Consider the following 19,800-nt stretch of genomic DNA (forward strand, 5'->3'; position numbering starts at 1 on the left):
CTGAAAAAATGTTCAGACCCGCGCCTTGATCGTCACCCAATAGCGCGTGACCGCCTGCACCTGTACCGGCAACGAACGCTCCAACGCGGCGAGAATGGCGTCGGTATCGTTCAGCGGAAACACGCCGGTGAGCAACAAGCCCGCCACCGCCTGATCACACCGTAATAACCCCGGACGATAACGGCTCAGTTGCGCGACAAACTCACCCAGCGGTTGGCGCTCGGCGATCAGGCGGTGTTCGGTCCAACTGCTGGCATTGGCGCTCACCGCCGCCAGCGCCGAGCTTTGGCGCTGGTTGAACCATAGGCTGTCGCCCGCATTCATCTGCACGGCTGCGCCATGCAACGGGGTGACGCGCACGCGACCTTCGAACAGGTCGACACGGCTGCCGTCGGGCAGCTCGCGCACGGCAAAGCGCGTGCCCAGCGCCTGCACATCACCCGCTGGGGTTTCGACGATTAAAGGTCGAACCGGGTCGTGCCCGCTGGTCAGCAAGATCTCACCCCGGATCAGGCGGATACGCCGCTCAGTGCTGCTGAAACGCAGGTCCACCGCACTGTCGCTGTTGAGGTCCAGGCGCGTGCCATCGCTCAGGGTGACGTGACGAATCTCACCGGTGTGGGTGCGATATTCGGCGAACGCGGCTTGCCAGGGTTCGCTGCGTTGCACCAAGTAACCACTGCCGCCGGCCATCAACAACACGCCCAGCAGCTTTAGCGCCGCGCGGCGCTGGGTGTCCGGTGTGTCGCGCAACACTGCGCGGGCGCTGTCGGCGGGTACGGTCCCAAGGGTGTGTTGCAAGTGCTGCAAACGCTGCCAGGCACGCCGGTGTTCCGGGTCGGCGGCCTGCCAGCGGGCAAAGGCCTGGCGTTGTTCGCCTTGCAGGTCGCCGCCCCATTGCAGCATCAGCCACTCGCTGGCTTGCTCGACAATGGCCTGGGCAATAGGCGCGTCATGTTTCATTCTTCGTAAGCTACTTGGTAGCAAGCCACAATCGCACGGGTCATGTATTTCTGCACCGAGCTGACGGTGACGCCCAAACGCTCGGCGATCTGTGCATAGCTCAAGCCTTCGAACTGCGACAGCAGGAATGCGCGGCGCACGTTGTCAGGCATGCGGTCGAGCATGGCGTCGATCCGCATCAGGGTTTCGAGGATCAGCGCGCGGGTTTCCAGGGACGGCGACTCCGGCTCGGGCAAGTGCGCGATGCTTTCCAAATAGGCGCGCTCAATGCGCAGGCGCCGCCATTGGTCGATCACCAGGTTGCGTGCGATCTGCGCCAGGTAGCTGCGGCTTTCCTTATCGCCGGGGAAGCGTCCCGACACCAGCAGGCGCAGGAAGGTGTCTTGCGCGATATCGGCGGCGTGTTCGCGATCGCCCAGGCGCTTGCGCAGCCAGCCTTGGAGCCAGCCGTGATGATCGCGGTACAAAAGATGAAGCTGTTGCTGGCCGTCAGTCGCGGTGTCCATGAAAAGCTCAGATACACTATTGAGAGCAATTATCATTACACCTTATTTCGCGACTGACAAAAACTCTTTGTAACTCAGCGCCCAGCGGCTTGCAGCGGGTACACCGATTCCCAGCCGCCACCCAAGGCTTTGTACAGGCCAACCATCGCCAGGGACACACCGGTGGAGCTTTCCACCCACTGCTCTTGCGTGGCCAGCAGCGCGCTTTGCACGGTCAGCACGTTGACGAAATCCACCACCCCTTCAACGTACTGATGCTGCGCGGTGGTCAGGGCGATCTGGTTCTGGCGCACGGCTTCAGCGAGGCTGTCGCGCCGCAGTTGGCTGGCGTTGTAGCGGGTCAGCTGGTCGTCGATCTCATGCCAGGCGCGCAGTACGGTTTGCTGGTAGGCAAGCGCCGCTTCCTGTTGCTGGGCTTCGCGCAGGTTCAGCATGCCTTGCAAACGCCCGCCATTGAACAGCGGCAGGCTGAACTGCGGGCCGAAGGCAAACGCGCGTGAGCCCCAGGAACCGAAATCCGAGAGTTGCATGGCCTGGGAACCGAGGCTGCCGGACAAGGTGATGCGCGGGTAAAAATCGCCCTTGGCTACGCCGATGCTCGCGGTGGCAGCGTGCAGCCGGGCCTCGGCCTGGCGGATATCCGGGCGACGCTCGGCCAACTCCGACGGCAAGCCAATTGCAACCTGGTGCTGGGTTTGCGGCACGGCGGCGTCCTTGGACAACTGCGCGTGCAAGGCTTGCGGCGGCTCGCCCATCAGCAGGCTGAGGGCGTTGATCAGTTGGTCCTGACGCTGTTGCAAATCTGGCAGGCGCGCTTCGATGGCGGCGACTTGGGCAGCGGCTTCGGCCACATCCAAATCTGTCGCCACGCCGTCAGCCAAGCGCAACTGCGAAAGCTTGAGGCTGTGGCGGGCGACGTCGAGGTTTTGCTCAGTGACGGCGCGGGTGTTCTGTACGCCGCGCAGTTGGATGTAGTCCTGGGCGGTCTCGGCCAACACTGACAGCAGCACAGCGCGACGGTCGTTTTCAGCCACTTGCAGGGTGGCGTCGGCGGCTTCGGTTTCACGTTTGACGCGGCCCCAGAAATCCAGCTCCCAGGAGGCGGAGAAGCCCATGTCCCATTGATTGAAGGCCGAACGGCCGTTGTTGCCGGACGGGTCGCTCAGGCCTTTGCCACTGTTGCGTTGGCGTTGGTAGTCACCGGTGGCATTGACGTTGGGATAGCGCTCGGCAGTGGTCACTTGGCGTACGGCGCGGCTTTGTTGCAGGCGGCTGCTGGCCAGTTTCAAGTCGAGGTTATCGGTGAGCGCGCGACGCGTGAGGGCCGAGAGTTGCTCGTCGTGGAACACATCCCACCAGCGTTCCTGCAGCGGGTCGCTGACGGCGCGGCTGGCCGCCTTGCGGCCCTGGGGTTCGCTCCATTGCGCCACTTGCGGGCTCTGGGGTTTCTGAAAGTCCGGGCCGACGGTGCAGGCACTCAGGCTGATGATGCTCAACGTGAGCCAGGCAATTTGTTTCATTGCTGGGCCACCTCACGCTGCTGCGCGACCGGCTGAGTGTCGACGCTGGCTTCCACCGACATGCCGACCCGCAGGCGCTCGGTCAGCGCCTGACCCGGTTCGAGGACGATCTTCACGGGAATCCGCTGCACCACCTTGGTGAAGTTGCCAGTGGCGTTGTCGGGTTTGACCGAAGCGAACGTCACCCCAGTCGCAGGCGCCAGGCTTTCCAGATGCCCGTTGAGCAGTTCACCGTCGAGGCTGTCGACGCGCACCTGCACGGCTTGGCCGGCGTGCATATGGGAAAGCTGGGTTTCCTGGAAATTGGCCACCACGTAGGCCTGTTCCAGCGGCACGACCGCGAGGATCTTGCTGCCCGGCGTCACATAGGCCCCGACCCGCACCGCACGCTCGCCGACCATGCCATCCACTGGCGCGACGATGCGCGTGTACGACAGTTGGTAACTGGCCAATTCCAGCGCGGCCTGGGCGCGTTTGAGCCCACCTTCCGCGGCATCGCGCTGGGCCGTGAGGATTTCCACTTGCTTGCGTTCAGCCGCCAGCACCGCCGTAGCACTGGCCAGGCGCGCGGTGGCCTGGTCGATGCGGGTCTTGGCCTGCTGGGCGTTCTGTACGGTGCCGGCGCCCACACCGGCGAGGTGGTTGTAGCGGTTCAACTCGTGTTCGGCGAAGGCCACTTCGGCGCGATCCGCCGCGACAGTGGCCTGGGCCTGGGCGATGACTGAGCTTTGGCGTTCGAGGGTGGCGGTGGCGTTTTTCAGTTGGGCTTGGGCGACGAGCGTGTCGGCGTCAGCCGCCTGGGCGGCGGCGCGGAAATCGCGGTCGTCGATCAGCGCCAGCAGTTGCCCGGCCTTGACGCGCTGGTTGTCTTCCACCAGCACCTCCTTGATAAAGCCCGCCACGCGCGGTGCCACCAAGGTGAAATCAGCGGCGACGAAGGCGTCGTTGGTGGTCTGGCGCTTGCTGCCGAGCAGGCCCGGCGCGGCCAGGTACACCAGAACGCCGACAGCAAATACGGCGATAACGGAGACGGCAATTTTGTCTTTGCGTTTCATGAGCAGTCCTTTCAATCAAGTCGGTGCGCGGGGCGGGAAGATCCGCGTGGGCATCCAGAAAATCAGCAGGATCAACGCCGCCGCGACCGCGGCCATGACGTAATAGAGATCCGAAGAGGTCAGCACCACCGCCTGCTCGTGCAGGCGGTGCGCCAGGCCCGACGCGTCGCCATCGACCAGGGGCGAGTTGCCCAGGCGGTCCACCAACATCGTCGAGTGAAAGTGCAGGCGCTGGGTGGTCAGCGCATCGAGCACGCCCGTGGCAATCACGGCGGCCAAGCCCTTGACGGTGTTGAACCAGGCGGAGGCGAACGGCCCGTCCATTGGCTGGATGCTGCCGGTGGAAAGCATCAGCAGCGGCAACACGGCCATCGGTTGCCCGAAGATTTGCAGCAGGTACAGGCCGTAAAAATCGTCGCGAATCCATTCCGAGGTCAGGTGCGCGCTGCCTATGCAGCACAGCACCAACATGCCGAGGCCAATGCCCAGCACCCAGCGGCAATCGACCCACCGCAGGTTGCACAGCGCCGCCACCAACGGCAGTGCAATCAACTGCGGCAGCGCCATCAGCAACATCACCGGCGCAGTTTGCAGGGGCCGGTAACCCTGGACCTGGGCGAGGAAACTCGACGGGATGATGATCACCGAGGTCAGCACCATCAGCACGCCTGCCAGCACGATCAAGGCGAACGCCAGGTTGCGCAGGCCAAGCATCTGCAGCTTGAAAAACGGCATCGGGTGCGACCATTCATTGACCATGAACAGCACCAGCAACACGCCGCCGCCGCTCAGCAGGAACGTGATCAGCCCCGACTCGAACCAGTCCAAACGGTTGCCTTGCAGGATGCCGATCACCAGCATGCAGATCGCCGGGAAGCCCAGCAGCAAGCCGCGCCAGTTGAATTGCTTGAAGCGCTCCAGACGCAGCGGGTCTTGCGGCAGGCCGTAGGCCACGGCGGCCATCGCCAACAGGCACGGCGCGACGATCTGCCAGAACGCCCACTGCCAGCCGACATATTCGGTCCACAGCGCCGCCAACGGTGTGCCCAGGCTTGGACCGAAGGTAGCGGTGAGCGCATAACCGGCCAGCCCGTACAACTTGACATTGGCTGGCAGGAAGCGCAGCGCCACGGTCATCAACATCGGCGGTAATGCACCGCCCGCCAGGCCTTGCACGGTGCGCAGCACCAACAGGCTTTCGTAATTCGGCGCGAACGGACACAAAATGCCGAGCACGGTGAACAGGCCGATGGCGCACAGGGTGAAACGCCGCAGCGAAAAAGTCACCGAACACCAGGGCGCAAAGGCCATGGCCGACACGGAGGTGGCGGTGTAGGCCGCAACCAGCCAGGTGCCTTCGTCAAACCCGATGTATAGAGCGCCGCGAATATCTGCGAGGGCCACCTTGGTGACCATCTCGTTGAGACCGGAGACCAGCACCGCCAACAACACGCCGACCAGGCCGATGATGATGCGCGGGCCGAATACGGGCGGGGTGATGGCAGTGGGCTTGGCTGCGGCCGCAAGGGTGGGGGCAGCGAGGGAAGTCATGAACAGGTAACTCGGAATGGTCAATACCCGAGCAGTTTAATCAGGCACACATATGACAAAAAGTTACTTGTTGGCAGGTTATAAGTGCGCCAGACGCAATCCTAAAAATCTGCGCAAACTCCTGTGGGAGCTGGCTTGCCTGCGATGGCGGGCTGTCTGATACACACTGGTTAATTGACCCACCGCTATCGCAGGCAAGCCAGCTCCCACATGGACCGTGCTCGCTTTAGATTCAAGTGGGTTGGGCTTCGAGCCAAGTGGCGTGGCAGCTTTCGCGCATGGTTTCGCGCAGCCATTTATGGGCGGGGTCTTTGTCGAATCGCGGGTGCCAGGATTGCGCCAATACCAGCGTGGGCAGCGAGATCGGCAAGGCGAACGCGCGCAGTGGCAGTTTCAGGCGATTGGCGCTCAACAACGCTTCCTTGGGCACCGGCAGGATCAGGTCGGAATCGGGCAGCATGAACATCGCGCCGTGAAAGCCTGGAGCGATCATCGCCACCCGACGCTCAAGGCCCTGGGCGTTCAGCGCGGTGTCGATCGGCCCACGGGCAATGCCGCGCCGCGAGATGCTGATATGGGAATAGCTGGCGAAGCGCGCGGCGGTGATTTCCTCGTCGAACAACGGGTGGTCTTCCCGCGCCAGGCCGACGAAGGTCGTGGAAAACAGGTTTTGCACCTTCACTTCGGGGCTGGTCGGCGTGGTGTTGCTCACGCGCAAATCCAGCCGCCCTTCGCGCAGGGCCTCGTCGTCGGTGTCGCCTTCGGGCACAAAGCACAGCTCGCACAGCGGTGCCATGCGCTCCATGGTGTCGAACAGGCGACCGCCATACACGCCGATAAAAAAGTCATTGGCGCGCACGCTGAAGCGGCGGCGCAAGGTGCTCAGGTCAACCTGGTCCGCCGAGCGGAACAGCAGCGCCGCCTGCTCCACCACATTGCGCACCTGGCCCTGCAACTGAAGCGCCTTGGGCGTCGGCACCAGGCCGCGACCGGCGCGTACCAGAATCGGGTCGCCCACCGCTTCGCGAATCCGCGTGAGGGTGCGGCTCATCGCGGCCGGGCTGAGGTTCATCCGCCGTGCGGCGCCGACCACACTGCCCTCATCAAGCAAGGCGTCGAGGGCGACCAACAGGTTCATGTCCGGTAGCTGCATGCCAGGCACTCGTGATCAGTGGGGAGTGAACTTGGCGCAATCGTAGCGTATTCAGCGTTGCATGCCCCAGCGTTTCACCGTCAGCCGCTCAAACGTGTCAAACACCAGGTTTTCCACCAGCAACCCGATCAGGATCACCACCGCCAAGCCAGCAAACACCTTGTCGGTGTACAGCTCGTTGCGGTTCTGGAAGATGTACCAGCCCAGACCACCCTTGCCGCTTGTTGCACCGAATACCAGCTCGGCGGCGATCAGCGTGCGCCAGGCAAACGCCCAGCCGATCTTGAGGCCCGCGAGGATCGACGGCAGTGCCGCCGGGATCAGGATGAACAGCACAAAGCGCATGCCCTTGAGGCCATAGTTGCGGCCGGCCATGCGCAGGGTCTCGGACACGCCGAGGAACCCCGAGTACGTGTTGAGCGCCAACGCCCACAGCACCGAATGCACCAGCACGAAAATCAGGCTGTTCTGCCCCAGGCCAAACCACAGCAGCGCCAGCGGCAACAGCGCGATGGCCGGCAGCGGGTTGAACATCGAGGTCAGTGTACTTAGCAGGTCGCGGCCCAGTTGGGTCGACACCGCCAAGGTGGTCAGGGCAAACGCCAGCACGATGCCGATCAGGTAGCCCTTGATCAGCACCACCAGCGAGATGCTGACTTTGCTGAGCAATTCACCACTGAGCAGGCCGTCGTAAAGCGCATGAAAGGTCTGCAGGAAGCTCGGTAGCAGCAGGTCGTTGTTCTGGTAGCGCGCAACGGCTTCCCAGAGGATCGCGAGCACGATCAAGATCAACCCCTTGCGCAGCCAGCCTTGTTGCCACAGGCGTTGGCGCAGGGGCAGCTCGCGTTCCACGGGAATGCTGAGCAGCGGTTCTAGGGTAATTTCGTATTCCTGGCGCATTGAGCTGCCCCTTCAGTAAGCGATGCGAATATCGGCAAAACCCAACTCACGTTCGGCTTCGGGCGCTTCATCGAACAACAAACGATGAATCCGCCGCGCCGACGCCTGGAACGCCACGCCACCAAGGCTGTGCAGGTCGTATTGATGGCTGTGGATTTCCGCACGCACACGCCCAGGATGGGGCGACAACAGCAGGATGCGATTGCCCACCACCAGCGCTTCTTCGATGGAGTGGGTGACAAACAACAGGGTGAAGCGCACCTCCTCCCAGAGCAGCAGCAACTCTTCCTGCATCTTGCGCCGGGTCAGCGCGTCGAGGGCGGCGAAGGGCTCGTCCATCAGCAGGATTTTCGGCTGCATGGCCAAGGCACGGGCGATGGCGACACGGGCTTTCATGCCGCCGGACAGGGTGTGTGGGTAGGCATCGGCAAAGGCCGTGAGGCCGACTTTGTCGAGATAATGCAACGCACGTTCTTCGGCTTCAGGCCGCTTCAAGGTTTTCGACGCAAGCAGTGGAAACATCACGTTCTGTTTGACGGTTTTCCACGGCGGCAGTTGGTCGAATTCCTGGAACACCACGATGCGATCCGGACCAGGTTGTTCGACCTTTTGGCCCAACAGGCGGATCTCGCCTTCGCAAGGCTTGATAAACCCGGCGATGGACTTGAGCAAGGTGGATTTGCCGCAGCCCGAAGGCCCGAGCAGCACGTAGCGGTCGGCCGGGTCGATCTCGAAACTCACCTGGTGAGTAGCCCGCACCACGCGCTCAGGCGTACGGTATTCCAGGCTGACGTTATCCACCGCCAGTAACGGGGCGGTGGTATGCAGGTTGCTGGCCGTGTGGCCTTGCAAGGGTGCGTTCATCTCAACTTCCTTGCAGGGGCTTGGCGTCCTGGAAGAAGTAGTCCTTCCACGATTCAGGCTTGTTCTTGATGGCGCCGACGCGGTAGAGGAATTCCGCCAGCGGATAGGTATTTTTCGGCGTGACGCTGAATTCGAACTGCGGGTTATCGATGATTTTCAACAACGCGGCACGGTCGATCTTGGCCTTGGTCACGCGGATGTAAGTGTCGGCTGCGGCGCCTTTATCGTTCTGGGCGAACTGCGCAGCTTCAGTCAATGCCTCGACGAACGCCTTGTAGGTTTTCGGGTTGTCGTTGCGGAATTTCTCGGTGGCGAACAGCACCGTCGGCGAGTTCGGGCCGAGCAGGTCGTAGGTGTTGAGCACCACATGCACGTTCGGGTTGGCCAGGGCCTGGTCCTGGAACGGCGGGTTGGAGAAGTGCCCAGTCAGCTCGGTACCGCCAGCAATCAGTGCCGAGGTGGCATCCGGGTGCGGGACAGCGACGGTGTACTTGTCGAGGCGATTGAATGCTTTATCGCCCCATTGTTTGGCGGCGGCGTATTGCAGGAAGCGCGATTGCACCGACACGCCTACTGCCGGTACAGCGATGCGATCTTTTTCGGTGAAATCGGCAATGGTCTTGACCTGGGGATTGTTGCTCACCAGGTAGTACGGAAAGTTGCCCAGGGAAGCGACCGCCTTGACGTTCTGCTTGCCGTGGGTGCGGTCCCAGATGGTCAACAGCGGGCCGACACCGGCACCCGCGATATCGATGGAGCCGGAGAGCAATGCATCATTGACGGCTGCACCACCGGACAATTGGGTCCAGTCGACCTTGATGTCGATACCTTCCTGCTTACCGTATTTTTCGATCAGGTTCTGATCACGAACCACATTGAGCAACAGGTAAACGATGCCGAACTGCTCGGCGATGCGGATCTCGCCTTCAGCCTGCGCAGCAGCCGGTGCAACAAGGCCGCCAGCCAGCAGGCTGACGCCCAGACCGACGGTCGCGGCCAGCCGTGCAAATGGAAGTTTCCTGGACATGGTCATGCTCCGTATCAGAAAGGCGCGTCGCCCTGGATGGTGGTGCGAAACAGCTTGCGGCGCAGGTGGCTCGGGCACCCGGCGGCCAGGTGGATCAGCGAGCGGTTGTCCCAAAACACCAGGTCGTGGGGCTGCCATTGGTGGCGGTAGATGTTGTGGGGCAGCACGCTGTGGGCGTAGAGCTGGGCCAGCAGGTCGCGGCTTTCGTCTTCCGGCAGGCCGACGATACGGGTGGTGAAACCTTCACTGACGAACAGCGCCTTGCGGCCGGTTTCCGGGTGGGTGCGCACGATGGGGTGTACGACTTCCGCAACTTGGGCCAGCTGCTCAGGGGTCAACGTGGGACGCCAGTTGCCTTCGAATTTGGTTTCGCTGTAACGCGCCGTGTAGGAATGGGCGGCGCTGCGGCCTTCGACGGCTTTGCGCAGGTGTTCCGGCAATTGGTCCCAGGCTTTGTGCATGTCAGCAAACAAGGTGTCGCCGCCTTCTGAAGGCAACTCTTGGGCGTGAAGCATCGAGCCCAGGCTGGGCAGCTCCTTGTAGGACAGGTCTGAATGCCAGAACTTGCCCGCATCCCCCAGGCCGATGGATTGGCCGTTTTCGATAATGTTGGAGACGATCAGGATTTCCGGATGGTCAGCCAGCAAGAACTGTTTGAGCACATGGATTTGCAACACGCCAAAGCGACGGCTGAAGGCGATCTGTTGTTGGGGGGTGATGCGCTGATCGCGAAACACCACGACGTGATGGTCCAGGTGCGCACGGTGAATACGCGAGAAATCCTGATCGTTGACCGGGCGCGACAGGTCCAGGCCGATGATCTCGGCGCCAACGCTACCGGGAAATGGACGAATCTCGAACGTTTGGGCGGTTGCGGTCGCTGTTGGAACAGTAGAGGTGGCGGACATGAGGTCACTCCCGGTCAGACAGGGAAATGACTTTATAGATATAAGAACGGCATTTTAAATACCGTTAGTGAATATCGATATACGGGAATGTGGTGACCAAACCCCGCGCGCTTGGCGCCAAGGGAATAAACTGCAGTGTCGAAGTGACGAGCGCTTAGCTGCCTGTACTGCAATTTCCCGCTCGATAGAAGGCGAGTTGAACCTGAATGCGTAAGACCCGATAGAGGCTGGCTGTGGGTGCTCAGAGCGTTATGTTGAAGCGCTTACAAGCCGAAACTGTGCGCGTTTGACAAGCCTATGGTCAGTCTCTAGTGTGCATTGGATCCAATTAGCCATGCCCATTCTAATAAGGAGCATAACGTAACCGTGACGCAGAAGCCGACCCCTTTGAACAGCATCAAGATCAGCGGAACGATCCCCGCCCATCTCGCTCGCTCCGTGATTGAAGAAACCTTGCGCAACGCCATCTTGGACGGTCGGTTGCCCTGCGGTACCGCCATGCGCCAACAGGAATTGGCCAGCCTGTTCGGGGTCAGCCGCATGCCGGTGCGCGAAGCCTTGCGCCAGCTGGAAGCCCAGTCACTGCTGCATGTGGTGACCCACAAGGGTGCTGTCGTCGCACCCTTGATCGAGGATAATTCGGCCGAAACCTATGAACTGCGGATGCTGCTGGAGTCTGAAGCGCTGCGCTCGTCCATCCCTTTGCTCACCGAAACCGATATCGCCGAGGCGGACGCCATCATCGTCGCCTTGGAGCAGGAAAAAGACTACACCGAGATTGGTCGCCTCAACCGGCTGTTTCACATGGCCTTGTATGGCAAGGCCCCGAACCAGCGGCTGCTCAAATTGGTGGAGCACGGTTTGAACGAGGAAGAACGTTTCCTGCGTTACAACCTTGAGGCCATGGGGTTGGGCCAGACGTCCCAGGAGGATCACCGCGAACTGCTGAGCCTGGTGGCACAGAAAAAAATCGAAGAAAGCATCCTGACGCTGCGCAATCACTTGATGCGAGGCATGGAGGTAATCACGGCATACCTCAATGGCCTGGATGCCGGCGACAAAAAAGGCACGTAATAAGCCTTCCAGCTTTCCTGTCTCGATCTTGCAGTGTTGCGGGGTTCCCTAACTAACGGTTAGTACCCCGCCCCACGAAACTTCCCACTTTCAATAAAGACACTAACTTACAGCCCATATTATTTAGAAAAACTTCTAACACATTTGTATGCTCGCCAAATTGTTTAACCCGCTTATCATCTTTTATTACTAAACCAGACACTTCACTCGATGCTGCAGTCGCCTCATTAGAAGCGCCTTGCACGCGTACGGCTGGTCCATACCTATTCACTTCTTGCCAACTACAAGAACTCATCGCTGTTTTTTCACAGCAGACGCAATAACTTATAGGCACCAACCATGCATCAACCGTTACTTGAAACAGCAAAATTGCAGTTATGCAGCCATTCGTTATTTCCAGAAATAACTTCCCTGCGCAAGTTACAACTTTTTATGGAAAGCCACATATTTGCCGTCTGGGACTTCATGACCCTCGCCAAACGTCTGCAACGGGACCTGACCTGCACGCGTCTGCCCTGGCTGCCACCTGCCGACACGCAAGCCGCGCGCCTGATCAATGAGGTCGTGCTGAGTGAGGAGTCAGACGAGCATCCCGAGGGAGGCTATTGCAGCCACTTCGAACTCTATCTGGAGGCCATGGCCGAAGTGGGCGCCAGCACCTCGCCGATCAAACGCTTTGTTGCGCTGCAACGCCAAGGCATGGAAGCGACTGCCGCCTTGCGTGAGGTAGAGATTCTTCCCGGCGTGGCCCGCTTCGTCAGCGACACATTGCATCTCGCGCTGAACGCGCCTACCCATTGTGTGGCGGCAACATTCCTGCACGGTCGCGAGCATGTCATCCCGACGATATTCGAGCGCATCCTGCAATCTGATGAGCTTATCCATCGCCACGCGCCGACACTGTGCGCTTACCTCAAGCGTCACATCGAATTGGACGCCCAGGATCATGGCCCAGCAGCAGAGCAGTTGCTCCAACACCTTGTCAGTGCAGACCCGGCGTACCCGCAACAGGCCAACAATGCCGCCCTCGCGGCCGTGCAAAGCCGTATTGCATTCTGGGATGAGGTTCAGGCCTCGCTGCTGGAGGTGCACCCATGAGCGCAGCCGACTACCACGCCATTGCCGACGACTGGGAGCGCCGCGCAACCATCCGCACACGCCCTCGCCGTTTGCTGGAAGACGATGACAAGCTCATCTACCCGATGTGCCGCCAGCCCTTGGTGCTCTGTGCAACCTTCCTCGAACACTGCCCGCAATGGCGCGATTTCGTGCTGGTGCAAAGCTTCTACAAATTCATCAACGACGTGGTGATCTTCGAGACTGAGATCGTCGACAAGACTGCGCGCAGCATTGCCAAGAATCGCTTCTCGGTGCCCTTCCCGCTTGCCTGCCGCGTAGATGCGATGACCGTTGTCGTGGACGAGGACTACCACGCACTGGTTGCGTTGGATTTCCTGCAGCAAACCGTGGCCATGACCGGCATACAACCGTTGGACCCGCCCAGGGAAATTGAATTGAGCCGTGCGCTGCCTGCGGCCCAGGCCAAGGCGCCAGCCCACCTGCGCGATGCAATAGCGCTGATTGGCGTGGCCATTGCCGAAAACACCGTGACCCACGAGGTGGCTGCGTTCGCCAAGGACACCAGTGTCAAAGCCTCCATCCGTGGCTTGATGGCCGATCACCTGTTTGATGAGGGCCGCCATGCGCAATTCTGGACACGGCTCGTACGCCTGTATTGGCACACGGCGAGCGCGGAAGACCGCGACAGCATCGCTCAGGTGCTGCCGATATTCCTGGCTCAGTACCTGACGAACGACCTGCAAAAAAACTTCGACCTGCACTTGATCGAACACCTCGATGCCAGCGAAGGCCTGCGCAGCGCATTGCGCGATGAAGTGACGGCACTGGCGTTCCCGATCACCCGTCGGCACCCGCTGATGGACAACATTCTGGGCTTCCTGCAACACAGCGGTTTGCTGCAAACGCCGAGTGTGGCGCAAGCGTTGGACAATTACTTGCCGGTGTCCGGGAGGCTGACATGAGGCGCCTGACCATCGGGTTTGCTGGCACCAGCAGCGCCTTGGGCGCCATCAGGCAAGCGCTGGAACAGTATGGGCATGCCTTGAGTGATGAAGGCATCGACTTGTTGATCGATGACGGCAGTCAGTCGCTGCGGGCCCCAGCAGATCGACTCCTAGTGTTCAGCCTGCGCCTGGGTGTTGGCCCGATAACCGAATACGGGCTACCCGCGCTGCAACTGCGAGCCTATGGGCCCGACCGGCGATTATCGGCTGTGCTTGGCATCACCGGAGAACCCAGTGGCAACGGCCAACGGCTGCGCCAGCGGGTAACCCATGCCTTGGTGGAGTGGGTCGCGCTGCACGTGAGTGGATTCTCGCGGGACACTGGATATTTCTCTGTGCACGCGGCCGCCAATGAATGGCCCGAGCAAGGCTTGGACGCGCTTGACGCGCTGGCATTTGTCCATCGATTCAACCGCACAGAAGACCCTGTTGTCATGCGGGAAGCCCAGGTGCCCGTGATCGAACAGTTGCAGGCCAGCCTTCGCACCTTCGCCGATCGGCCGGCGCTGAACATCGCCGGCAACACAGTGATCTATCGTCAATTGCAGCTTCACGCCTTGGCGATCCAGCAACAACTACAGCCGTTGCTGGCGACTGGGCAGGCGCCAACGGTGGTCGGCGTGTGCCTGGAAAAATCCATCGAGTTGTACGCCAGCATTCTTGCGGTGATGGGCTGCGCAGCCGTGTATCTGCCGCTGGGTCCGGACCACCCGGTTCAACGCCATCAGGCCATGCTTGAGAGCGCGCAAGCCAGGGTATTGCTTGACGCGGGTCAGCATCCCTTGCGGGGACGCTTCACTGCACTGGATGTCAGCAAGGTCGACCCGCGGAGCGCCGACGTCATGCGTCCGTTGGTGCAGACTCGCCCGCGCCCCGACGGTCCTTGCATGACGCTCTTTACATCAGGCACCACCGGTCAACCCAAGGGTGTGCTGCTCAGCCAGACCAACCTGGCGCATTTCACGGCCTGGTTCAGGTCCTGTATGAGCCTGGATGAGCTGAGCCGCGTCCTGCAATTTTCGCCATTGAGCGTTGACGCTTCGCTGATCGATATTTTCCCCAGCTTGTTAGCAGGGGCCGAGTTGATTGTCCCCAGCGCAGAGCAACGACAGGACCCTCAGCAACTGCTGGATCTGCTTCAACGGCAGCGCGTCACCCACGCCTTCCTGCCGCCTGCGCTGCTGAGCATTCTGCCGCTCGATCAACCGCTGGGCCTGACACACCTGCTTACCGGCGGCGATGTGTGCGAGCCCCATGTGATCGAACGCCTCGCGGGGCACTGCCAGTTTCACAACCTCTATGGGCCCACGGAGGCCACGGTGCTGGTCACCCATCGCACGCTGCTCCCCGGTGATAGCAACCGCAACGTCGGAAGCCCCATCGCCAACAGCCAGGTGCTGATCCTTGACGAGAACCTGCAGCCGGTAGATGAACAGGTCATAGGCGAGGTCTATATCATCGGCCCTGGGGTGAGCCTGGGGTATGTGAACGCGCTGCAACAGCTTGCCAGCCCTTTCGTGGAACTGGCGGTGCCAGGGGGTCAGTCGCTGAGGGCTTACCGCAGCGGTGATCTGGCACAGTGGACCGCCGATGGGATTGTGCTGGGGGGGCGCCGTGATGATCAGGTGAAAATCCGCGGCTTTCGGGTCGAGCCCCAAGAGATAGAGCAGTGCTTGCGTAACCGCCGGCTGTATCGCCAGGTCGCAGTGGTGATCGACCATGACCGCAGGATCCGTAGCTTTGTCGCTCAACCCGAACCGGGGGCCACCTTGGCGGCCCTGCAGCAACACGCGCGACAGTGGCTGCCGGATTACATGCACCCCGGTTTCTGGAGCCTGTTGCCGCACATGCCATGTTCCAGCAACGGCAAGGTCGACCGGGCAGCATTGCTCGCATTACCGGCTCAATCCGTTTTGCAGACTCCCAGCAACGCGGCGCAAACCCCACTTCAGATTCGATTGACCCGCTTGTGGATCGAGCTGCTGGCGTTGCCCGTGGATGAATTGTCCATCGATGAGAGTTTCTTTGAACTCGGCGGCCATTCGATTTTGCTGTCGACACTCTTATTGCGTTTTCGCGAACAATTCGGCCGCAGCTTCTCGTTGAGCCACTTCATTGAGGCGCCGACTATTCGTACCCTCGCAACATGGGTGGAGGACGGGGAAGGGCCCGATGCGCCCTCTAGTCAGGCGGTTCGCGACGCACAACAGGAGTGGTCACTCAACCTCCTTCCCGAGAACCGCGCAGGCGACCCGCACAAAGTGATCGTGACAGGGGCCAACAGCTTTGTTGGTGTGCATATCGTCGAGGCGTTGCTGGCCGGTCATGCAACCCAGGTGGCATGCCTGGTGCGTGAGGAGCCGGGGCATTCGGCGATGATGCGGTTTACCCAAGCGTTGCGCGAGTACCGCCTGGATCATCTGGACCTGAGCCGGGTGCAGGTATTCGCCGCCGATATCAGCCTGCCTCGATTGGGGTTGGCCAACGACGCTTACGACACGCTCACTCGGGACTTCGGTGTGCTGGTGCACAACGCGGCACGGGTCAACCACGTGATGGACTACGCATCACTGGCCAGGGACAACGTTGACCCCATCTTCGAATGCTTGCGCCTGTGCGAGACGCACTGCAAGAAGGTCTTTAACTTTATCTCGACGCTGTCAGCCTCAAGCAGCTTGGACACCCAGGGCTATGTCCTTGAGGCACCCGCCGCGACCACGCTGCCGCTGTACATCAAGAATGGCTATAACCTGTCCAAATGGGTCGCCGAGCGGCAACTGGGACGTGCGGTGGAGCGCGGAGCCTGGGTGAACATCCATCGCCCCGGCAATATCAGTTTCCACAGCCGCACGGGGGCCTGCCAGCCGCAGAAAAATCGGCTGATGCTGATGCTCAAGGGCTCACTTCAACTTGGCCTGGTACCGCGGCTGGCGTTGAATTTCGACCTGATGCCGGTGGACTTCCTGGCTCGTTTCATTGCATTCCACTGCGCCGGCTTTCAAGCCAATCGCAGTGTGTTCAACCTGCACAACCCACAACCGTTGAGCTGGGCGCATTACCTGGATGCTTTCAGCCGAGCGGGTCACCGGTTCAGGCGGGTGAGCATTGCACATTGGCAACAGGAGATACGAACGGTCAGCCAGGACAACGCACTGTTTGGCGTGCTTGGTTTTTATCTCGAGCGCCTCGACGAAGACATCGGCGACACCTCAATGATCCGCCACGACAACGCGCGACAGGGCGTCCAGCAGATGGGGGCACACTACCCCGACAAAGATTCGGCGCTGTTGAGCAAAGGCTGCAATTACCTCAAGGCCATTGGCTTTCTTTGAACGCCTCAGGACAACCTCATGAAACCACTGCAACCCGATACGTTAATTCGCAACCCGGACGGCCTGCCGATAGTCGCGTCGGTCGTGGTCGACTGCCATGCCTCCCGTCTGTGGAACATGGTCGGGAATTTTTCAGGCTTCGATGTGTTCATTCCTGACCTGACGCATATCGAAATGACAGGCACAGGTGTAGGCGCCTTGCGTACAAAATTTTTCCGCGATGGTAACTGTGTGGTGGAGCAGCTCAATAGCCGGGACGAGCAGACCATGCATATGACCTGGACCACAATCTATAACACCTTGGGCGTGGCCAGGTTATGGGCGGCGATCGGCGTTGAAGCACTAGGAGTGGAGTGTTCCAGGGTGACATGGACGATTATTGCGCAGCCCATGGATGAGGCAAACGCAGGGTTTGAACAGTTTGTGCAGGACTTCGCCAACAGCGCCCTGGACAATGTCCGTCGGTTGCTTGGCTGAGCGGCAGGAGCGAGGCTACTCGCCCCTGCCCGATCAATCAGCAGGTCAGATCTTGAAACTATCGACCAGTTGCTTCAATCGATTGGCCTGCTGCGACAGTGCATCGCAATCCTTCAGGGTCTCATTGAGATTGGCCACGCCCTGCTGATTCAGCAGGTTGATCTGGTTGATGTCGACGTTGAGCGTTTCCACCACGGCTGTCTGCTCTTCGGTAGCGGCGGCGACGGACTGGTTCATGCCGTCGATCTCGACGATCCGCTGCGTCACGCTGACCAGGCGCTCACCCGCCTGGTTGGCGACCTCGACGCTTTCTTCACTGGAGGCCTGGCTGGCATTCATAGTGGTAACCGCTTCACGCGAGCCCACTTGCAGTGAGGTGATCATTTTGTGGATCTCTTCGGCGGACTCCTGGGTGCGGTGAGCCAGGTTGCGCACCTCGTCGGCGACCACCGCAAAACCTCGACCAGCCTCACCGGCACGTGCCGCTTCAATGGCGGCGTTGAGTGCGAGCAGGTTGGTTTGCTGAGAAATACCCTTGATCACATCAAGGATGTGACCAATGTTGTCAGTACTGGCGTTCAGGGTTTCGATCTGTGTGCAGGACAGGCTGATCTTCTGCGACAGTGCCGACATTGCAAGGATGGTTTGCTCCACCACTTTGCGCCCATCATCGGCCTGCTCACTGGCTCCGCTGGCGTGCTGCGAGGCATCGGCGGCGTTACGCGCGATTTCCTGGGTGGCGGCGCCCAGTTCGTTGATCGCAGCGGCCACGCTGTTGGTGCGCGCGCTTTGCTCGTCGGAACCGATGATAGAGGCATTGGACGAGGCCATCACACGCTGGGACAAGTCGTGCACCTGGCGCGTTGCCGAAGACACTTCCGAAATCGATGCGTGGATGCGTTCTACGAATTGATTGAACGCGCTGCCGACTTCGCCGAACTCGTCCTTGCTGGTGACAGCCAGGCGACGGGTCAGGTCACCTTCGCCCTGCGCAATGTCCTGCATCGCCACCCCCATGGTGGTCAGAGGCCGCAGCAGCACTTGGATGAGCACACTCAGGAGCACGGCAATCGCAACCACGGCGATCAACATGGCAATCAGCGCGGAAGTACGGAACTTACCCAATGCTGCGTAGGCTTTGTCTTTATCAATCGACAGACCGATATACCAATCTGCGCCGGGCAAGCCGCTGATCGGGGTAAATGACAGGATGCGGTCCTGGCCGTTGAGAACGACCTCCTGACTGACCTTCTCGATGCGTAACTGAGTGCCGGGGTAGATGTCTTTGAGGTTTTTCATCACCTGCCCTTGATCAGGACTGACGATGACTTGGCCGTCGCCGCTGACTAGGAACGCATGGCCGATGCCGCCGAAGTCTACCGAGTTGATGATTTTCACCAAGGTCTGCAGGCTCAGGTCACCGCCGACTACGCCGAGCAATTCACCGTTCTTTTTCACCGGCATCGCGATGGTCACGATCTGCCCACCCACTGCGGCCATATACGGTGGTGTAAGCATGGGCTTGTCCGCAGCCACTGCCTGTTTGTACCAAGGGCGCTGACGGGGGTCGTAGCCGTCGGGCATTTTCGCGTCCGGACGTTGCGTAAACACGCCGTTGGTTTGGCCAACATAGGTGAACTGGAAGTTTGAGGTGAACGCCGGTTGATCGACCAGACCAGGGAGGTCGGCAGCACCGCCTTGATGGGCGACGTTTTGCGTGAGGCTTTCGAGCACCAGTATTCGTCCGCTAAGCCAGTTCTGCACACTGCTTGCGGTGAGCTCACCTGATTGCTCGATGGACGACTCTAGGTTCTGCTTGATGGTACTGCGCTGCAGGTAGTCGTTGTAGAGGGTAAATAACGCGAAGGCCAGAACCACAACGCCTGACGCGGCCAACAGAATTTTATGACTGAACTTGAGATTCATTTCATCGACTTCTTTTGCCAAAGGGGGGTTAGCGTGCCGAGTGGAACATTCCATGTAACGTTATAGGTGGACTCTTGGGCCGCTCTATTTCGGTGCACGCATGGCTCGTCAGGCTTTCGGCCAAGCCGAGGCAAAACTTAGGAAAATGTAAGACGGATCGCCATTTTTCGTAGGAAACCGACCGGTGGTTGTCGTACGAGGATTGGATAACGAACGCTTTGAGCGCTTAGGCACCTTGGTCTAGGTCCTGCGATAGAAAATGAAACCAACCAATAATGTAGCGAGTTACGGGCAGGATGCCCGGCTGATCAATCAGGTCTGTCAGCAATACAAAATTGCTGATCTAAACGACAAAACCCCTGTCTGCGTTAACAGACAGGGGTTTCGGAATTCAATCTTGACGATGACCTACTCTCACATGGGGAAACCCCACACTACCATCGGCGATGCATCGTTTCAC

Annotated in this window: 17 protein-coding genes; 6 read left to right on the forward strand and 11 right to left on the reverse strand. The window is 60.2% G+C overall.

The window, feature by feature from the left end:
- Positions 1-12: 12 nt before the first annotated feature.
- The 10 genes from JBO08_RS27325 to JBO08_RS27370 all read right to left on the reverse strand — a co-directional run bounded on the left by JBO08_RS27325 (position 13) and on the right by JBO08_RS27370 (position 10,447).
- Complete coding sequence (locus tag JBO08_RS27325) at positions 13-963, reverse strand: FecR domain-containing protein (RefSeq protein ID WP_065872821.1); 951 nt, start codon at positions 961-963, stop codon at positions 13-15.
- On the reverse strand, positions 960-1,469 hold the full coding sequence (locus JBO08_RS27330; protein ID WP_065872822.1) for a sigma-70 family RNA polymerase sigma factor: 510 nt from the start codon (positions 1,467-1,469) through the stop codon (positions 960-962). The genes JBO08_RS27325 and JBO08_RS27330 overlap by 4 nt, the downstream gene beginning before the upstream one ends.
- A 74-nt stretch (positions 1,470-1,543) precedes the next feature.
- Positions 1,544-2,989: an efflux transporter outer membrane subunit gene (locus tag JBO08_RS27335; protein ID WP_220075280.1), complete on the reverse strand. Its 1,446-nt coding sequence runs from the start codon at positions 2,987-2,989 to the stop codon at positions 1,544-1,546.
- The gene (locus tag JBO08_RS27340) at positions 2,986-4,044 is read right to left on the reverse strand and encodes an HlyD family secretion protein (protein WP_065872824.1); all 1,059 of its coding nucleotides are present in this window, start codon (positions 4,042-4,044) and stop codon (positions 2,986-2,988) included. Before JBO08_RS27340 ends, JBO08_RS27335 begins: the two co-directional genes overlap by 4 nt.
- A gap of 15 nt (positions 4,045-4,059) precedes the next feature.
- Positions 4,060-5,595, reverse strand: a complete 1,536-nt coding sequence (locus JBO08_RS27345) for an MFS transporter (RefSeq protein WP_065879688.1) — start codon at positions 5,593-5,595, stop codon at positions 4,060-4,062.
- 232 nt (positions 5,596-5,827) lie between these two features.
- Positions 5,828-6,748 (reverse strand): LysR family transcriptional regulator, encoded by a 921-nt coding sequence (locus JBO08_RS27350; protein ID WP_065872826.1) that lies wholly within the window; start codon positions 6,746-6,748, stop codon positions 5,828-5,830.
- 51 nt (positions 6,749-6,799) lie between these two features.
- Positions 6,800-7,648 (reverse strand): ABC transporter permease, encoded by an 849-nt coding sequence (locus JBO08_RS27355; RefSeq protein WP_065872827.1) that lies wholly within the window; start codon positions 7,646-7,648, stop codon positions 6,800-6,802.
- Positions 7,649-7,660: 12 nt separating this feature from the next.
- On the reverse strand, positions 7,661-8,512 hold the full coding sequence (locus tag JBO08_RS27360) for an ABC transporter ATP-binding protein (RefSeq protein WP_065872828.1): 852 nt from the start codon (positions 8,510-8,512) through the stop codon (positions 7,661-7,663).
- Position 8,513: 1 nt separating this feature from the next.
- On the reverse strand, positions 8,514-9,539 hold the full coding sequence (locus JBO08_RS27365) for an ABC transporter substrate-binding protein (RefSeq protein ID WP_220075281.1): 1,026 nt from the start codon (positions 9,537-9,539) through the stop codon (positions 8,514-8,516).
- 14 nt (positions 9,540-9,553) lie between these two features.
- Positions 9,554-10,447, reverse strand: coding sequence for a TauD/TfdA family dioxygenase (locus JBO08_RS27370; protein ID WP_065879686.1), 894 nt, complete (start codon positions 10,445-10,447; stop codon positions 9,554-9,556).
- 366 nt (positions 10,448-10,813) lie between these two features.
- On the opposite strand from JBO08_RS27370, the gene JBO08_RS27375 reads away from it, so the two are divergent.
- The 5 genes from JBO08_RS27375 (at position 10,814) to JBO08_RS27395 (ending at position 17,414) form a co-directional block, all read left to right on the forward strand.
- Entirely contained in the window at positions 10,814-11,521 is a 708-nt protein-coding gene (locus JBO08_RS27375) for a GntR family transcriptional regulator (protein WP_065872831.1), read from the forward strand.
- Positions 11,522-11,860: 339 nt separating this feature from the next.
- On the forward strand, positions 11,861-12,619 hold the full coding sequence (locus tag JBO08_RS27380; RefSeq protein WP_065872832.1) for a DUF3050 domain-containing protein: 759 nt from the start codon (positions 11,861-11,863) through the stop codon (positions 12,617-12,619).
- On the forward strand, positions 12,616-13,563 hold the full coding sequence (locus JBO08_RS27385; RefSeq protein ID WP_065945761.1) for a diiron oxygenase: 948 nt from the start codon (positions 12,616-12,618) through the stop codon (positions 13,561-13,563). Before JBO08_RS27380 ends, JBO08_RS27385 begins: the two co-directional genes overlap by 4 nt.
- Positions 13,560-16,937, forward strand: a complete 3,378-nt coding sequence (locus tag JBO08_RS27390) for an amino acid adenylation domain-containing protein (RefSeq protein ID WP_220075282.1) — start codon at positions 13,560-13,562, stop codon at positions 16,935-16,937. The genes JBO08_RS27385 and JBO08_RS27390 overlap by 4 nt, the downstream gene beginning before the upstream one ends.
- Before the next feature lie 18 nt (positions 16,938-16,955).
- The gene (locus JBO08_RS27395) at positions 16,956-17,414 is read left to right on the forward strand and encodes an SRPBCC family protein (RefSeq protein ID WP_065872835.1); all 459 of its coding nucleotides are present in this window, start codon (positions 16,956-16,958) and stop codon (positions 17,412-17,414) included.
- A 45-nt stretch (positions 17,415-17,459) separates the two neighbouring features.
- Here the strand turns inward: JBO08_RS27395 and JBO08_RS27400 are convergent, their stop codons facing one another.
- Entirely contained in the window at positions 17,460-19,340 is a 1,881-nt protein-coding gene (locus JBO08_RS27400) for a methyl-accepting chemotaxis protein (RefSeq protein WP_065872836.1), read from the reverse strand.
- Positions 19,341-19,599: 259 nt separating this feature from the next.
- On the opposite strand from JBO08_RS27400, the gene JBO08_RS27405 reads away from it, so the two are divergent.
- A partial coding sequence (locus tag JBO08_RS27405; RefSeq protein ID WP_220075283.1) for a hypothetical protein occupies positions 19,600-19,800 on the forward strand: 201 nt, incomplete at its 3' end.

Origin of the sequence: Pseudomonas sp. LAP_36, from assembly GCF_019456785.1 — a bacterium.
Taxonomy (GTDB): Bacteria; Pseudomonadota; Gammaproteobacteria; order Pseudomonadales; family Pseudomonadaceae; genus Aquipseudomonas; species Aquipseudomonas tritici.

Coding starts and splice junctions, on each gene's coding strand:
- JBO08_RS27325 (WP_065872821.1), bottom strand. CDS start 963: ATGAAACATGACGCGCCTATTGCCCAGGCCATTGTCGAGCAAGCCAGC.
- JBO08_RS27330 (WP_065872822.1), bottom strand. CDS start 1,469: ATGGACACCGCGACTGACGGCCAGCAACAGCTTCATCTTTTGTACCGC.
- JBO08_RS27335 (WP_220075280.1), bottom strand. CDS start 2,989: ATGAAACAAATTGCCTGGCTCACGTTGAGCATCATCAGCCTGAGTGCC.
- JBO08_RS27340 (WP_065872824.1), bottom strand. CDS start 4,044: ATGAAACGCAAAGACAAAATTGCCGTCTCCGTTATCGCCGTATTTGCT.
- JBO08_RS27345 (WP_065879688.1), bottom strand. CDS start 5,595: ATGACTTCCCTCGCTGCCCCCACCCTTGCGGCCGCAGCCAAGCCCACT.
- JBO08_RS27350 (WP_065872826.1), bottom strand. CDS start 6,748: ATGCAGCTACCGGACATGAACCTGTTGGTCGCCCTCGACGCCTTGCTT.
- JBO08_RS27355 (WP_065872827.1), bottom strand. CDS start 7,648: ATGCGCCAGGAATACGAAATTACCCTAGAACCGCTGCTCAGCATTCCC.
- JBO08_RS27360 (WP_065872828.1), bottom strand. CDS start 8,512: ATGAACGCACCCTTGCAAGGCCACACGGCCAGCAACCTGCATACCACC.
- JBO08_RS27365 (WP_220075281.1), bottom strand. CDS start 9,539: ATGTCCAGGAAACTTCCATTTGCACGGCTGGCCGCGACCGTCGGTCTG.
- JBO08_RS27370 (WP_065879686.1), bottom strand. CDS start 10,447: ATGTCCGCCACCTCTACTGTTCCAACAGCGACCGCAACCGCCCAAACG.
- JBO08_RS27380 (WP_065872832.1), top strand. CDS start 11,861: ATGCATCAACCGTTACTTGAAACAGCAAAATTGCAGTTATGCAGCCAT.
- JBO08_RS27385 (WP_065945761.1), top strand. CDS start 12,616: ATGAGCGCAGCCGACTACCACGCCATTGCCGACGACTGGGAGCGCCGC.
- JBO08_RS27390 (WP_220075282.1), top strand. CDS start 13,560: ATGAGGCGCCTGACCATCGGGTTTGCTGGCACCAGCAGCGCCTTGGGC.
- JBO08_RS27395 (WP_065872835.1), top strand. CDS start 16,956: ATGAAACCACTGCAACCCGATACGTTAATTCGCAACCCGGACGGCCTG.
- JBO08_RS27400 (WP_065872836.1), bottom strand. CDS start 19,340: ATGAATCTCAAGTTCAGTCATAAAATTCTGTTGGCCGCGTCAGGCGTT.